Origin of the sequence: Amaricoccus sp., assembly GCF_047602525.1 — a bacterium.
In the GTDB taxonomy this organism is placed as follows: Bacteria; Pseudomonadota; Alphaproteobacteria; order Rhodobacterales; family Rhodobacteraceae; genus Amaricoccus.
This window is the reverse complement of sequence record NZ_JASGHB010000001.1, coordinates 852760-868314: the sequence shown is the minus strand read 5'-3', so window position 1 is coordinate 868314 and position 15555 is coordinate 852760. Positions and strand designations below refer to the sequence as shown.

The window sequence follows — 15555 nt, the reverse complement described above, 5'->3', positions numbered from 1 at the left end:
ACCTTTTCAACTCATTGCGTTAGCCAACGGTCGTCTTCGTCAACTTTGCACGAAGGCCATTCGGCCGCTCGCAGGTTCCCGAGCGCAACCGGCAGTCGGGATCGGCGTTGACCTGCACGGCGTCGAGGGAACCCTGAATGACCACCCCGCAGTTGCTCTCGATTACCGTCATCGCCGCGATGATGGCCGCGTTCGTCTGGGGACGCTTTCGCTACGATCTGGTCGCGGCCTGTGCCCTGATCCTCGCGGTCGGGGTCGTGCCCTTCGACCACGCCTTCAGCGGCTTCAGCGACGACATCGTCATCATCGTCGGGTCGGCGCTGCTGATCAGCGCCGGCGTGGCGCGCACGGGCATCATGGAGGCGGCGATCCGGCGGCTCGCCCCGAACGTCACCCGCGTGCGGATGCAGCTGCTGCTGCTCGTCGGGGTCGTGACCGTGCTGTCGGCCTTCGTGAAGAACATCGGCGCGCTCGCGATCATGATCCCGATCGCCTTCCAGTTCGCCCGCCGCTCCAACGTCTCGCCGTCGGCGTTCCTCATGCCGATGGCGTTCGGCTCGCTGCTCGGCGGGCTGATGACCCAGATCGGCACGTCGCCGAACATCGTCGTCTCGCGCGTGCGGCAGGAGCTGACGGGCGAGGGCTTCACCATGTCCACGTGATCCCGGCGCGCGAGGTCTATGCGGCGATGGACGGGCCGATCCTCGTGATGCTGGCCGCGCTGATCCCGGTCGGCGGCTCGCTGCGGACGAGCGGCGCGAGCGACACGCTCGCGCACTGGCTGGCCGAGGTGGGCGCGGGCCTGCCGGGCTGGGGTGCCCTGCTCCTGGTCCTCGCGGTCGCCATGGCGGTGACGCCGTTCCTGAACAACGCCGCGACCGTCCTCGTCGTCGCGCCGATCGCCGCGAGCTTCGCCCGGTCGCTCGGCTACCGGCCGGAGGCGTTCCTGATGGCCGTGGCGATCGGCGCGGGCTGCGACGTCCTCACGCCGATCGGGCACCAGTGCAACACGCTGGTCATAGGGCCGGGCGGCTATCGCTTCGCCGACTATCCCCGGCTCGGCCTGCCGCTGTCGCTTCCGGTGCTGCTGGTGTCGGTGCCGGCGCTGATCGTGGTGTGGCCACTGCACTGAGCCGCTTGCGGTCGGGCGCGTTCCGGGGGAAAAGCCGGTCTTCTCCGCGCGGAGCCCATGCCCATGACGTTCCTGTCCATCGCGATGCTGTTCGTCGCAGGCTTCTGTTCCGGCGCGATCAACGCGGTCGCGGGCGGCGGCACCTTCATCACCTTCGCCGCGCTCAGCCTCGTCGGCGTGCCGCCGGTGATGGCGAACGCCACGTCGTCGATCGCGCAGTTCCCGGGCTATGTCACCTCGACGATCGCCTATCGCGACGAGATCGTGCACACGCTCCAGACCGCGATCGGGCTCGCGATCCTGTCGGCGGCCGGGGCGCTCGCCGGCGCGCTCGCGCTGCTGGCGCTCGACAATTCCGAGTTCCGGGCGATGGTGCCCTGGCTGCTGCTCGCCGCGACCGGGCTCTTCGCCGCGGGACCGTGGCTGAAGCCGAAGCGGGCCGACGGCGCGCACGTCGCGGTGCTGGGCCCGCTCAGCGGGCGGCTCGTGCAGTTCGCGACGGCGGTCTATGGCGGCTTCTTCGGCGCCGGCATGGGGGTGATGATGCTCGCGACGCTGGGGCTGACCCAGCCCGGCGACTATCATCGGCTGAACGCGCTGAAAAACCTGCTCTCGGTGGTGATCGCCGCCGTCGCCATCCTGGTCTTCGTCACGGGCGGCCTGATCGCCTGGACCGCGGCCGCCGTGATGATCCCGGCGGTGGCGCTCGGCGGCTATTCCGGGGTGTACGCGGCCAAACGGGTGCCGCAGACGGCGCTGCGGGGCTTCGTGGTCGTGATCGGCCTGGCGCTCGCGGTCTACTACTTCCTGAAGTGAGCCTCCGCCCCCGCGTCAGGCAAGGCCCGGCGGCGGATCGGCGAGCAGCGCGAGACGGCCCGCCGCCGTGCGCGCGAACCGCTGGGTGAGCGCGCGACGCCGTGCGCCGGGCAGCGGCACCGCACCGGGCAGGCGGACGATTTCGGCGTCCCACGGGTCCGCGAGGATGAGGCCCGCGTCCGCGGGCAGCAGCTCGACGGGAAACGCTGCGTCGACCGCCCAGAAAAATCGGTCGCACCACTCGAGATAGCCGCCCCACTTCAGATCCGACACGAAGTCGGCGCGGCTCGACTTGCACTCGACGACCCAGATCTCACCCTTCGGCCCGAGCGCCGCCACGTCGACGCGCAGACCCGGCGCCGGCACGAATTCGAGGAGCGGGGCGAAATCGAGGCTGCGCATCAGCCGGCTGACGCCGCGGGCGAGCCGCTGGCCGGGCTGCAGCGCGTCGAGAAGGCTCTCCATATCCCCTGATCGCCGGGGCCGCGGCCTCGGTCAAGTCCGACCATGCGTCGCCATCACGCGGGCATCAGGGCTTGAAGGGTCGGTAACGGTCGCGTTAGAGAGGTGGAAAGCACCGGCCCCGGGAGAGGCCGGGCCAGCGAGGCTCGTCAGGAGAAAGCAAGCACATGGCCGACGCCGCCGCCCATTCGCACGCAGACCATCACGACGAGCCGGGATTCTTCACCCGCTGGTTCATGTCGACGAACCACAAGGACATCGGCATCCTCTATATCGTGGTGTCGGCGACCCTCGGCATCGTCGCCGTGGCGTTCTCGGTCTACATGCGCCTCGAGCTCATGCATCCGGGCGTGCAGTACCTCAACATCGACGGCGAGCCGAACGGCCACCTCTGGAACGTGCTCATCACCGGGCACGGCATCCTGATGATGTTCTTCGTCGTCATCCCGGCGCTCTTCGGCGGATTCGGCAACTACTTCATGCCGCTGATGATCGGCGCGCCGGACATGGCGTTTCCGCGGCTGAACAACCTGAGCTTCTGGCTCTACGTCGCGGGCGCGACCATGGCGGTGCTGTCGATCCTCGCCCCCGGCGGCGACGGGCTGACCGGCACGGGTGTCGGCTGGGTGCTCTACGCCCCGCTGTCGACCACCGAGGGCGGCATGTCGATGGACTTCGCCATCTTCGCCGTCCACCTCTCGGGCGCCTCGTCGATCCTCGGCGCGATCAACATGATCACCACGTTCATGAACATGCGCGCCCCCGGCATGACGCTGCACAAGGTGCCGCTGTTCGCCTGGTCGATCATGGTCACGGCGTTCATGATCCTGCTGGCCCTGCCGGTGCTCGCGGGCGCGATCACCATGCTTCTGACCGACCGCAACTTCGGGACGACGTTCTTCGACCCGGCGGGCGGCGGCGACCCGATCCTCTACCAGCACATCCTGTGGTTCTTCGGCCATCCCGAGGTCTACATCATCATCGTGCCGGGCTTCGGCATCATCAGCCACGTGATCTCGACCTTCTCGCGCAAGCCGATCTTCGGCTACCTGCCGATGGTCTACGCGATGATCGCGATCGCGGCGCTCGGCTTCGTGGTGTGGGCGCACCACATGTACACCGTCGGCATGTCGGTGACACAGCAGAGCTACTTCATGCTCGCGACCATGGTCATCGCGGTGCCGACCGGCGTGAAGATCTTCTCGTGGATCGCCACGATGTGGGGGGGCTCGGTCGAGTTCAAGACGCCGATGCTCTGGGCGCTCGGCTTCCTGTTCCTGTTCACCGTCGGCGGCGTGACCGGCATCGTGCTGTCGCAGGCCGCCATCGACCGGACCTATCACGACACCTACTACGTGGTGGCGCACTTCCACTACGTGATGAGCCTCGGCGCGGTGTTCTGCATCTTCGCCGGCGTCTACTACTGGATCGGCAAGGTGACGGGCCGGCAGTATCCCGAGTGGGCCGGCAAGATCCACTTCTGGATGATGTTCGTCGGCGCGAACCTCACCTTCTTCCCGCAGCACTTCCTCGGGCGGCAGGGCATGCCGCGGCGCTACATGGACTATCCCGTGCAGTTCGAGCTTCTGGAACACGGTCTCGTCCTACGGCGCCTTCCTGTCGGCCGCGTCGTTCGTGTTCTTCTTCTGGATCGTGTTCTACACCATCCGCTATGGCGAGCGCGTCACCGATCCGGCCTACTGGGGGCCGCAGCCCGACCCGACGCTGGAGTGGACGCTGTCCAACCCGCCGCCGGCGCACACCTTCGAGACGCTGCCGACGCCCGACATGTGGGATCACAGCCGGTCGCACTGATGCCTCCCGGCAGGGACAGGAACACGGGGGCGGACGCCGGAGCGTCCGTCCCCGATCCGTTCCGGCGGTCGGATCCGCCGCTGATGGCGGTGACGCTTCGGCCGAACCGCTCGCTGACCCCGGCGATGGGGACGTGGCTCATGGCGCTGCTCGCCGCGGGCCTTGCAGCGCCGCTGGTCGGGCTCGCCGGCACCAAGGCCGCCTGGGGGATGCTGCCGTTCCTGATCGCGGCCTTTGCGGCGCTCTACCTCGCGATCCGGCGCAACCAGCGCGACGGCCAGCTGTCCGAAGAGCTGAAGCTCTGGGACGACCTCATCACCGTGGTGCGGCGCGAGCCACGGGGCCGGGTGCTGACCTGGCATGCCAATCCGTTCTGGGTCCGCGTCCGGCTGCGCTCCGACGCGCCGGTCGAGAGCTACCTGACGCTGCAGGGCAACGGCCGCGAGATCGAGCTCGGCGCCTTCCTGAGCCCGGGCGAGCGCGAGGCGCTGTGTCGCGATCTCAAGGCAACGCTGGCCGGACTGCGGACGGGGGTCGAGTGAAGACGGGGATCGAGTGAAGACCCGGGATCGAGTGAAATTGAGTCGCAGGCCATGGCGCCCCGGGCAAACGGGCGATATGGCAGGGTGCATGACCCGTACAATCGCCCTCCTCGCCCTCATCCTTGCCACCTGCGCCCCGCGCCTGCCGGCCGCCGCGCCTCTGCCCGGGGCGGGCGAGTGCGTCGTGCTGCTGCACGGGCTGGGGCGGAGCGAGAATTCGCTCTGGATCATGGAGGAGATGCTCGCCGCCGACGGCTATCGGGTGGTGAACCGGGGGTATCCGTCCACCGAGATGCCGATCGAGGAGCTGCTCGACCACGTGACCGACGCGGTGAAGGCGTGCGGATCGGATCGGGTGAACTTCGTCACGCATTCGATGGGCGGGATCCTCGCGCGCGCCTGGCTCGCGCAGCACCGGCCGGAGAATCTGGGGCGGGTGGTGATGCTCGCGCCACCGAACCACGGCGCCGAGGTGGCGGACGCGCTGGGCGATCTGGCGCTTTTCACGCGGTTCACCGGACCGGCCGGGCGGCAGCTGCGGACCGGCGCGAACGAGGTGCCCGAGGCGCTCGGGCCGGTCGACTTCGACCTCGGGGTGATTGCCGGCGACCGCTCGATCAACCCGCTGTTCTCCAGCATGATTCCCGGCGCCGATGACGGCATGGTCTCGGTCGAAAGCACCCGGATCGACGGGATGGCCGACCACATCGTCGTGCCGGCGACCCATACCTTCCTGATGAACAACCCGCTGGTGATCGCGCAGGTCGTGACCTTCCTGCAGACCGGGGCCTTCGATCACACGCTCGGGATGCGCGAAGTGGTGCAGCGCCTGACCAACGGTCGCTGAGCGATCTGGGAACCTCGGGCGCGCGACGCCCGTGGACCAGCACGCTTCGCTGCGATGGAGAAGAACCCCGGCCTCAAGAAGGGCGAAACACTGAAGCCGGCCGGATCAGCCCTCGCCTTCGGAAATCTCCGTCCCTGACGGCCTCTGCGCGTCCCGCGCTCGCCGCTGTTGGCGCGGTCGAGGGCAGAGCCTCGGCTCGTCCCCGACATCGACCGGCCCCAAGGGTGCGGCGCGCTTCCACTGACGTTGCGCCCGGCGCCTATTCCTCGCGCAGCGCCCGGCCGAAGTGGCGCAGGATCGGTTCGAGGAAATAATCCGCCGCCCGCCGCTCGCCGGTGCGGATCGCCACCTCCACCGGCATGCCCGGGGTGAGCGTGACGTGGTCGAGGCCCTTCAGCGTGCCGGTGTCGAGGCTGACCTTGGCGTCGTAGTACTCCGACCCGTCGCGCTCGTCGGTCAGCACGTCGGCCGAGACATAGATCACCTCGCCCTCCACCGTCGGCGCCTTCGCGCGCTTGTAGGCCGAGAGCTTCACCTTGGCCGGGCGTCCGACGCGCACCGTGTCGATCGAGTCGGTCGGGAGGTGGACCTCGGCCACCAGGCGGTCGGCGTCCGGCACGATCTCCATCACCGGCGCGCCGGAGCCGACCACGGCGCCGGGCGAGATGGTGTTGATCTGCACGACGAGCCCGGCCTGCGGCGCGCGCAGCTTGCGGCGCTCCAGCACGTCCTCGGCGCCGCGGATCTGGCCGGTCACTTCGGCGAGCTGCCGGCGCGATTCGGACAGCTCCTCGCCCACGTCGGCCAGGCGCTGCTGGCCCATGGTCTCGATGTCGGTGCGGGCGCGCGCCATGTCCTCGCGCGCGGCGGCGGCGAGGCCGGCCTGCTCGTCGCGGTCGCCTTCGAGCAGGGCGATGTTGCGGTCGAGTTCCAGGAGCTTCTGCCGCGGCGTTGCGCCCTTCTCGACCAGCGTCGCGCTCGAGGCGCGCTCGTCGCGCCAGAGCGCGAGCTGGCGCGCGGCGGCGTCGGCCTGCGCAGTCGCGGCGCGCTCCTGCGCGGCGAGCTGGTCGATCTGCCGGCGCAGCGAGGCGATGCCGCCGACGTGCGCGCGCAGGCGGGCGTCGAAGAGCCGCACCTCCGCCGCCACCTGCGCCGCCCGCCCGGGGTCGTCGAAGGCCGGCGCAGTGGCGGGGTCGAGGCTGGTGGCGCCGTCCTCCTCGGCGGCGAGTCGCCAGATGCGCAGCGCGAGCGCCCGGGAATTCGCGTCGAGCTGCGCCAGCTGCGCCTCGGTCTGGGTGGCGTCGAGGAGCGCGACGACCTGTCCCGCCTCGACCCGATCGCCGGATTTCACCAGAAGCTGGCGCAGGATACCGCCCTCGAAATGCTCCACGGTCTTGCGCTCGCTCTCGGCCAGCAGCGTGCCGTGGGCGACGACGGCGCTGTCGAGGTGGGCGTACATCCCCCAGCCGCCGAAGGTGAGGATGAGGCAGCCGATCACCGCCAGCGCCGTCAGGAACACCGGCCGCACGTCATGGCCCGGCGCGTGGATATCCTCGATCAGGCTCATGCCCGGCCTCCGCTGGCCGGCAGCACCGCCGCCGCGGCGGGCTTGGCCACGCCGGACCGCCGCGGGGTGAGCGTACCGAGGATCTCGGTCCGGTCGCCCATCTGGCTCACCATGCCGTCCTTCAGCACCAGCAGGCGGTCGGCACGGTTGAGGATCGAGGTGCGCTGCGCCACCACGAGCACCGCGGCGCCGCGGTTGCGCGCATGTTCGACGGCGCTGATGAGCGCCGCCTCGCCCTCGGAATCGAGCGCGGAGTTCGGCTCATCGAGCACGAGGAGCTTCGGGGCGCCGAAGAGCGCGCGTGCGAGCGCGAGGCGCTGGCGCTGGCCGCCCGACAGCCGCGCCGCACCGGCGGTCAGGTGCGTCTCGTATCCCTGCGGCAGGCGGCCGATCATCTCGTGGACGCCGGCGGCGCGGGCCGCGGCCACCACGTCGGCCATGTCGGCATCGCGGAACCGGGCGATGTTCTCGCGGACCTTGCCGTCGAGCAGCAACGGATCTTGCGGCAGGTAGCCGACGGCGAGGCCGAAGCTGGCGCGCTCGGCGACGAAGGTGCTCTGGCCGTCGAGGTAGATGCCCCCCGCGGTCGGCGCCCACAGGCCGACGACGAGGCGGGCGAGCGTCGACTTGCCGGCGCCCGACGGGCCGACGACGCCGAGCAGCTCGCCAGGCTCGAGCTTGAACGAGACGCCGCGCACCAGCGGCGTGTCCTGACCGGCGGGGACATAGCTCACCCGGTCGACGACCAGCGCCGCCTGCTCCAGCTTCACGCCGGTGCGCGAGCGGCCCGCCGCGCCGCGCCGGAGCACGTCGCGCAGCCGGTCGAGGGCGGCGAAGGCGTCGAGCCACTTGCGCCAGCCGTCGATCAGGTGCTCGAACGGCAGCAGCAGCCGCGCGCTGATGACCGCCGACGCGGTGATGGTGCCGGGCGAGGCCTCGTGCCGGACGACGAGGGTGGCGCCGGCGCAGACGATGGCGATCTGCAGGCCGATGCGCAGCATCTTGGCCACCGCGTGCAGCGCCTTCGCGACCGAGCGGCCGCGCTCCATGCTGTCGAGCGCGCGCGCCTGCGACACCCGCCAGCGCTCGGCGATCGCCGGCAGCATTCCCATGGCGGTGATGACCTCGGCATTGCGGATCGCCGCCGCCGTCTCGTTCTGCACCGCGCCGGCGGCCAGCGTCGCGCGCGAGGCCGGGCGGCGGGCCGTCAGCTCGGTGGCGATCGCCATCACCGTCAGGACCATCGCGCCGGCGAGCCCGATGATGCCGTAGACCGGATGCAGCACGAAGAGCACGAGCAGGAAGAACGGCGTGACCGCGAGGTCGAGCGGCAGCACGATGGCGCCCGACGCGACGAACGTGCGCAGGTCGTTCAGGTCGCGCACAGCATTCGCCGCCGCGCCGGTGCCGTCGCGCAGCGTGGCCTCAACGGCGGCCTCGAAGACCGGGCGGCCGAGGCGCGCCGCCATCCGGGCGCCGAGGACGGTGAACATCCGCGAGCGCAGGAAGTCGAGCGTCGCCTGGAAGCCGAGCAGGATCGCGACGATGAGCGTCAGCGCCGCGAGCGTGTCGAAGCTTCCCGACGAGATCACCCGGTCGTAGATCTGGATGGTGTAGAGCGGCAGCGACAGGTGCAGCAGGTTCACGAAGAACCCGACGAGCGCCGCGGCGCCCGCCCCGCGCGAGAGATCGCGCATCGCGGCCTGCAGGACCGGCGGCTCTGGCTGGCGGGCCATGGTCAGGCCGATTTCGCAGGGAGCGCGGCGCCGGCTGCGGCGGGGCGGGCGCGGCGCGCGAGCAGCCGCTCGAACAGCTCGGCGTGCTGGCGCGCCGCCTCGTCGGAGGTGGTCGGCGCCTTGATGCCGCCCCGCAGCCGCTGCCACAGCTCCGGCTCGCGGATCGCGCGGGTCATCGCCTCGGCGAGGCTCTCGGGGTTCGAGACGTGGAAGTGCAGGCCGTCGATGCCGTGGCGCACCTTCTCCGCCATGCCGCCGATGTCGGAGGCGATGATCGGCCGACCGTGGTGGAATGCCTCCTGGATCACCACGGGGGCGTTCTCCCACCACGTCGAGGGAACGATCGTCCAGTCCACTTCGCGCATCAGGTTCGGCAGGTCCGGCGACTTGTACGAGCCCATGAAGCGCAGGCGGCGACCGGCGAGGCGGAAGAGCTCCTTCACCGCCGCCTGGAACTCCTCGGGCTGGTGCTCGAGGTTGCCGCCGAAGATGTAGAGGATCGAGTCGCCCCAGACGTCGGCCGGGATGCGCGTCACCGCGTCGACCAGCACCCGGATGCCCTTGAACGGATTGAGCTGGCCGAAATAGGCGAAGCGGTTGCGCCGGCCGCCCTTGGGCACCGTGCGCGGCGGGGCGACGGGTCCGCCGTCGAGGCCGTTCTCGATCATCACCAGCTTCTCGCGCGGCAGGCCCCAGTCGGCGAACCGGCCGAGCAGGAAGCGCGAGGGCGAGACGAACGCATCGACCTCGGCGAGGAACGACTTCAGGAACAGCTCGCGGCGCATCAGGTTCGCCGGCCCGATCTCCGGGAAGCAGACGCCGCACTCGGAGGCGGAGGCCTTCGAGCAGAGCGCGCCGGAGCGGGCCTTGATCATCTGGCCGTGGTGGGCGCAGATCGGCAGGTACTCGTGCAGCGTCATCACGATCGGCACGTCGCCGAGCGCCCGCCGCGTCGCGCGCAGCGCCTGCACGCCAAAGCCCATGACATGATGGAAGTTCACCACGTCCGGCCGCAGGTCGGCGAGGAAGCGCTCGAAGTGCTCCATAAGCTGTCCCAGCTCGTTGGAGCCGAGGTTCAGCCAGTCGTAGTCGTTCGACCAGTAGAGCGTTTCGTCCGGCCCCTGTCCCAGCGACATGAGTGGCGTCGCCTTGTGCCGCGCGACGGGCGGGCCGACGCCGGCGATGTAGTGGGCATCCCACTGGTCGCGGCGCTTCAGGCCCTGGAACAGGTTCCAGGACGCGACCTGCGCGCCGCCGATCGAGAAGGTCGGGTGGGCGTGGGAGAGGATGAGGGCCTTCATGCGTCGGTCTCCGCTCGGGCAGCGAGAAGCGCCTCGTCGATGCGACGGACGAGGCGGGAATCGGGATCGGGGCCCTGGTCCTCCAGCACCCAGAATTCCACGGCGCCCGAGCACCACGTGCCCGCACCCTGCCGGCGCAGGCGCGCGGCCAGATCGACGTGGGCATGGGTCTCGCCGAACAGCCGGCCCGCGAAGCCGCCGGCGCGCGCGAGGCTCGCGCGGTCGATGAGCGCGATGGCCGCGGCACCGGCCGGCGCCGAGCGGACCTCGCCGCGCGGCAGGCGCGCCGCGCCGAAGCCTGCGAGGCCGCAGCCGCCCGCGGTGTCGGAGCGCAGGCCGCCGAAGGCGATCGAGCCATCCTCGTAGGTGAGCGCCGGCGAGACCAGCCCGCCACCCGGCAGGCACTCGGCCTCGGCGCGCAGCCCGGCGAGCCAGCCCGGCTGCTTCGGCAGGGCGGCCGGCGCCCACGAGAGCACCCACGGCGCGGTGCTCGCCGCCGCGCCGGCATCGAGCCGGACGGGTGCGCCATCGTGCTCCGGCACCACCACGAGGCGCCCCGCAAGGCCGTAGAAGGCGAACGCCTCGTCGATGCGCGCCGCGCTGTCGGCCGCGGTGGCGCGCGAGGTCACGAGAGAGAGCTCCAGCGCGCCCGCTTCCGGCGTGCCCGCGAGCAGCGCCAGCATCGGCTGCAGCTCGCTCCAGCTGCGGAACGGGATCACCGCGACGGTGTCGCGGGGGCCGGACCCGGGGCGGCCGAGCGCGAACGGCTGGTTCGCCGCCCCGCGCGGCGGCCGCGGCGAGACCGGCGGCACGCTCGCAAGGAACGGCGCGAGGTGATCCTCGACGATGCGGGTGATCTCCGGCTCGGCCTGCGGCAGCGCGCCGAGCAGCTGCGGCAGCCGCTCGCCGCTCTCGAACGCCGTGAAGTGGAGCGGCCGGAACAGGCAGCTGCCGTCGTCGAGCACCAGTTCGAGGTAAAGCTCGGCCTCGCCCGCGGACGTCGCGAGCCCCGCCGGGTCCGCCGGGACGTGGGCGATGAAGCCGTTCATCGCGTCGCGCGGATCGAGCAGCCCGGCGAAGCGCGGGTCGGCGCCGAAGCCGGACACGAGATCGGGTCGCGCCAGCGGGCACCAGCTGGCATCGAGGCGCGCATAGAGATTGGCGGTGCTCTTCAGCAGCGCCCGCTCGACCCGGTGCAGCGGATCGAGCAGCCAGCCGGTGGCGAGCAGCGCGCCGTCGGGCGCGCGCAGCAGCGAATCGAGCGCCGCGGCCACCGGCAGGCCCGTGCCCGATAGCGTGTCCGCCCCGGCAAAGCGCGGCCGGCAGATCCGGCGGAACGCGCCCAGCACCTCGCGCGGCGCGTCGAGCCGCGGCAGCATGGAGGCGACGTGGCGCATCGCCGCGTCCTCGAGCTGCACCTGGGCGCCGCGCACCACGTCGAGGCGCAGCAGGCGGCCGTCCTTTTCATGGTGCAGCGCGTCGAGCGTGCTGCCTGCATCGTCGGCGAGCGCCTTGCCGTAGAGGCAGAAACCGCGGCCGGGCGGAAGGATGTCGTCGCGGGCGAACGTCGCGACGTGGACCTCGGCCGCGACGTCGGCCGTGACCAGCCGGGCGGCGCCGGGGTCTAGCGACATGGACCAGCCCTGCGCGAACAGGCCGCCGGTCGTGGGCCGCGCCACGATCTCGACGAAACCGTCCGGCTCGGCGACCGCAGCGACGAAGCCGGCGAGGAAGGCCGCGCCGCCGGGATGCCCCGCCAGAGCCGCCGTCAGGAAGCGCAATACCGCGGGCGCCGACCCGCCGGTGGCGCGGACCAGCGCCGCCAGCGGCGCAGGGGCGATGTCGAGCGCGGGCGTGGCGGCGACGCGCCAGCAGGCGGTGGGGCCGAGCAGTTCGTCCCCCTCGGCCGGAACCCCGTCGAGCACCGCCACGCCGGCCCATCCACCGGCGTGCGGCCAGCCGAGCCCGCTCCACGCGAGCGCGCGCCCGGGCGCGGTCAGCCGCCCCGTCGCCGGCGGCTCGCCCGCCGCGCCCTCGAAGAGTGCAAGCGCGCGGCCGCCCTCGAGCAGGATGGCCCGGGCCAGCGGCAGCACCGCGGGGTCCTGCGTCGCGTCCCCGGCCGGGCCGCCGTGGCTGTGGCTGTGGTGAAAGTCCGAGCCGTCGGGGGTCATGCCGCCATCCGTCGCGTAAGGGCTGCGTAAAGCGCGCGGTGCGCGTCGACGAAGGCCGCGAAGTCGGCCGGTCCGCGCCCGGCGGCGAGGCGCGCCCAGAGCGCGGGGTCGGTCGCCCCGCGCATCGTCTCGGCCAGCGCCGCCGCATCTCCGGCGGGCACGTGCAGGCCGGTCTCCCCGTCCGCGACCACCTCGGCCAGCCCGCCGTGTCCGGTGACGATCACCGGGCGGCCGGCGGCGCGCGCCTCCTCGATCACCAGCGGCGCGTTCTCCCACCAGAGCGAGGGCACGACCACCCAGTCGACTGCGGCGAGGCGCGCCGGCAGCTCGCCCCGACCGTAGCCGCCAAGGTGCTGCGCCACCGGGTCGGCGGCGGCGAGACGGTCGGCGAACTCCGCACGAAAGCCCGCGTCGGCGTACCCGAGGCCGCCGTGCAGCGTGACGGCGAGGTCCGCGTCCTTCAGCCGGCGGGCGGCGTCGAGCAGGGTCAGCACGCCCTTGTGCCGCGCGATCTGGCCGAAGAAGCCGAAGCGGTTGCGCCGCGCGCGCGGGCAGCGCTCGGCGACGGGCGCCGGCAGCGCGACGGCGTTCGGCACCACCTCGATGCGCTCCGCGGCGAGGCCCCAGGCCACGAAACGATCGCGCAGGAAGCGGCTCGGCGCGATGAAGCGGTCGACGTGGACGAGCGTCGCGAGCAGCGTGGCACGGCGCAGCGCGTGCTGCGCCGCCGTGCGCTCCGGGAAGCAGCGGGCGCAGGCGTCGGGGCTCGCGCCCTGGCAGCGGGTGGCCTCCGGCCGGGTCAGGAGCAGGCCGTCGTTGGCGCAGATCAGCTGGTAGTCGTGCAACGTCAGCACGATCTGCGCGCGCGGCGCCTGCCGGCGGATCACCGGCAGCGCCTCGATGCCGAGCCGGTCGAGGCCGTGCAGGTGGATGACGTCGGGCCGCGTGTCGCGCAGCACCCGGCCGAGCGACTCGATCCAGCCCAGGCCGTCGAGGCGCGCCATCTGGAAGCGGTCGTAGGCGCCGGTCCGCAGAACGGCATCCGGCCCGATCGCGCCGAGGCTGCCCGGCGCCATGTCCGGCCGCTGCAGCGAGGTGGCCGCGACGAGCAGGCGGGCGCTGAGGCCGTCGGTGGCGTCGAGCGCCCGGGCGAGGTCGCGCGCGACGATCTCGGTTCCGCCCGGCGTCCACTCCGGGTGATCGTGGGCGATCTGCAGGATGCGCAGCGGACTCGTCATGCGCCGGACTCCTCGCAGGCAAGGCTGAAGGAAGGCTTGAGGGCGATCGCGACGGCGGCGGCGTCGGCCGCCGCTTCCAGCGTCGTGGACGAGACGGCGCCGTAGGTGACGAAGCCCGCCACGGGCGCACCGCGCGGCGCGAAGGCGGCGGCGATCGCGCCGGGGGTGGGCAGGCACAACGCGGCGTCGTCCCGCGCACCCGCGCCGAGCAGCAGCGCGGCGTCGGGCGCGGCGGCAATCGTGGCGCCGTCATGGTCGCGCAGGCCGCCGGCCCGGGCAACGCCCCTGCCCCGGAGGCAGCGGGCGAGCCAGCCGGCCTCGCCGGGCAGCACGCCGGCGCCGAGCGCGAGAACGCGTGGCGCGCGCGCCAGCCGCAGCGCGGCGCGCAGGCCGTCGGCCCCACCGGCGCCGCGCGGCAGGACGATCAGCCGATGCGGCACACCCCAGGCGGCGGCGACGTGGGCCATCGCCGCGCGCGCGGCCGGAACCAGGTCGGGCTCGGTCGGGCACTCGGCGGTCCAGCAGATCACCTCGACCGCCCGGCCGCGCGGCTCGGCCGAGATCAGCGCGGCCCGGGCGCGCAGGAGGTCGAGGTCGGCCGCGAGCGGCGCAACGATCGTCAGCCGCGGCGTCTTCTTGGAGGTGCCAAAGCCTTCGCACAGCGGCGCGCCCTCCGGCGCATCGAGGTCGAGCCGGGCGGCGGCCAGCGCGGCGGCGTCGGCGAAGCCCGGCGGCGGGGTGCCGTCGAAGCGTGCGAGCCCCACCGCAGCCGCCACGGGCACAACGCGGCCTGAGCGGTAGACGAGGCCCAGCCGGCAGCCGTCGTCGATCGCGCTCTCGCGCGGCAAGGCCGCGTAGCCTTCGAGACGCCCGGCCACCGGGATCTGCACCGACCGCTCGCCCCGGACGAGGCGGACGGCCGCGACGAGCCCGTGCGGATCGTCGAGCGCGAATGCGAAGACGATGCCCTTCGCGGTGCCCGACAGATGGCGCACCGCGAGGCTCGGCGCCGGTGCAGCGGCGTGGCGCAGCTCGGCGACGAGCGCGGCGGCCACGGGATCGCGGCCGAGGCGCGCCTCGATCAGGCGATGGGCGAAACGGACCGTCGCGGCGTCGCGCGCCGCGAGGAAGGCCGGCACGTCACCGGACGCGGCGGCGGCCGGCGTCGCGAGCGACAGGGGCGCGCCGCCGGTCGCAACCAGCACCGCGCCAGCCGGCAGGCGGCGCGGCAGCTCGACGTGAAGCAGCGCACCCCTGGCCGTGGGCTCCACATGCGCCGGCGGACGGGCGAGCCGCCGCGGCCGGCCCGGCAGCAGCGCCACCAGGTCGCCGAGGCGCCCGGCCTCGAAGGCGGACGCGACGCGCCAGGTGACGATGCGGCTGTCACTGCCGGTGGCGCAGACCGCGACGGGATCGAGCGCGCGCACGCCGAGCCCGGCGAGCAGCCGGCGCGCGAGCGCCGCGAACTCCGCCCCGCCGTCGCGGAACAGCGAGGCGCCGGTCGTCAGCAGCAGGCGCAGGAGGCGCAGGGCGCCGTCTTCGCTCAGGTCCTCGAGTAGCGCGGCAACCTCGGCGTCCGGCGCTTGCAGCCAGTCCGGGTCGATCGCGGCGACCACGCGCCCGCCGCGCGCGAGCGCCACCGCGCGCCCGCGAATTTCGGCAGCACCGAGGCCGATCAGCACGACCTGCCGCAGGCCGCCGGAGCGCAGCACCAGCCGGGTGCCGACCAGCGCCCCGTCGTGGCGCGCGCCGTCGACGAAGGCCATCAGCGGCCCGGGAATATCCTCGGCCTCGAACACCAGCGCCGACACGCGGGCCGACACGGCGACGAGACGGGCCTCGCCGACGGGCTCGCGGGCGATCGGCAGGGCGATCACGGCGCCGCGCTGCGACGCGGGCGAATTTCCATGCATCATGGCTCGGTCCCC

At 72.6% G+C, this 15555-nt stretch carries 12 protein-coding genes and 1 pseudogene; 6 read left to right on the top strand and 7 right to left on the bottom strand.

Annotated features, from left to right (window positions below; translation table 11 throughout):
* Positions 1–137: 137 nt before the first annotated feature.
* The 3 genes from QM699_RS04730 to QM699_RS04720 all read left to right on the top strand — a co-directional run bounded on the left by QM699_RS04730 (position 138) and on the right by QM699_RS04720 (position 1948).
* Positions 138–662 (top strand): SLC13 family permease, encoded by a 525-nt coding sequence (locus QM699_RS04730; RefSeq protein WP_415010040.1) that lies wholly within the window; start codon positions 138–140, stop codon positions 660–662.
* On the top strand, positions 659–1132 hold the full coding sequence (locus tag QM699_RS04725) for an SLC13 family permease (RefSeq protein WP_415010039.1): 474 nt from the start codon (positions 659–661) through the stop codon (positions 1130–1132). Before QM699_RS04730 ends, QM699_RS04725 begins: the two co-directional genes overlap by 4 nt.
* A 63-nt stretch (positions 1133–1195) precedes the next feature.
* The gene (locus QM699_RS04720; protein ID WP_415010038.1) at positions 1196–1948 is read left to right on the top strand and encodes a sulfite exporter TauE/SafE family protein; all 753 of its coding nucleotides are present in this window, start codon (positions 1196–1198) and stop codon (positions 1946–1948) included.
* Between the two features lie 15 nt (positions 1949–1963).
* Here QM699_RS04720 and QM699_RS04715 read toward each other — a convergent pair whose 3' ends face one another.
* Complete coding sequence (locus QM699_RS04715; protein ID WP_415010037.1) at positions 1964–2413, bottom strand: MmcB family DNA repair protein; 450 nt, start codon at positions 2411–2413, stop codon at positions 1964–1966.
* A 164-nt stretch (positions 2414–2577) separates the two neighbouring features.
* On the opposite strand from QM699_RS04715, the pseudogene ctaD reads away from it, so the two are divergent.
* The 3 genes and pseudogenes from ctaD to QM699_RS04700 all read left to right on the top strand — a co-directional run bounded on the left by ctaD (position 2578) and on the right by QM699_RS04700 (position 5614).
* Positions 2578–4225 (top strand): annotated as a pseudogene (gene ctaD, locus QM699_RS04710) (cytochrome c oxidase subunit I).
* A complete protein-coding gene (locus QM699_RS04705; protein WP_415010036.1) occupies positions 4225–4767 on the top strand; it encodes a DUF2244 domain-containing protein in 543 nt (180 codons plus the stop codon). The pseudogene ctaD and the gene QM699_RS04705 overlap by 1 nt, the downstream one beginning before the upstream one ends.
* An 88-nt stretch (positions 4768–4855) precedes the next feature.
* On the top strand, positions 4856–5614 hold the full coding sequence (locus QM699_RS04700) for an esterase/lipase family protein (RefSeq protein ID WP_415010035.1): 759 nt from the start codon (positions 4856–4858) through the stop codon (positions 5612–5614).
* A gap of 259 nt (positions 5615–5873) precedes the next feature.
* Here the strand turns inward: QM699_RS04700 and QM699_RS04695 are convergent, their stop codons facing one another.
* The 6 genes from QM699_RS04695 to QM699_RS04670 are packed head-to-tail and all read right to left on the bottom strand — an operon-like array spanning position 5874 to position 15543.
* A complete protein-coding gene (locus QM699_RS04695) occupies positions 5874–7181 on the bottom strand; it encodes an HlyD family type I secretion periplasmic adaptor subunit (protein WP_415010034.1) in 1308 nt (435 codons plus the stop codon).
* Positions 7178–8917: a type I secretion system permease/ATPase gene (locus QM699_RS04690; protein WP_415010033.1), complete on the bottom strand. Its 1740-nt coding sequence runs from the start codon at positions 8915–8917 to the stop codon at positions 7178–7180. Before QM699_RS04690 ends, QM699_RS04695 begins: the two co-directional genes overlap by 4 nt.
* A gap of 2 nt (positions 8918–8919) precedes the next feature.
* Positions 8920–10218 (bottom strand): glycosyltransferase family 4 protein, encoded by a 1299-nt coding sequence (locus QM699_RS04685; RefSeq protein WP_415010032.1) that lies wholly within the window; start codon positions 10216–10218, stop codon positions 8920–8922.
* On the bottom strand, positions 10215–12389 hold the full coding sequence (locus tag QM699_RS04680) for a hypothetical protein (protein ID WP_415010031.1): 2175 nt from the start codon (positions 12387–12389) through the stop codon (positions 10215–10217). The genes QM699_RS04685 and QM699_RS04680 overlap by 4 nt, the downstream gene beginning before the upstream one ends.
* A complete protein-coding gene (locus QM699_RS04675; protein WP_415010030.1) occupies positions 12386–13627 on the bottom strand; it encodes a glycosyltransferase family 4 protein in 1242 nt (413 codons plus the stop codon). Before QM699_RS04675 ends, QM699_RS04680 begins: the two co-directional genes overlap by 4 nt.
* On the bottom strand, positions 13624–15543 hold the full coding sequence (locus QM699_RS04670) for a hypothetical protein (protein ID WP_415010029.1): 1920 nt from the start codon (positions 15541–15543) through the stop codon (positions 13624–13626). The genes QM699_RS04675 and QM699_RS04670 overlap by 4 nt, the downstream gene beginning before the upstream one ends.
* Positions 15544–15555 lie beyond the last annotated feature (12 nt).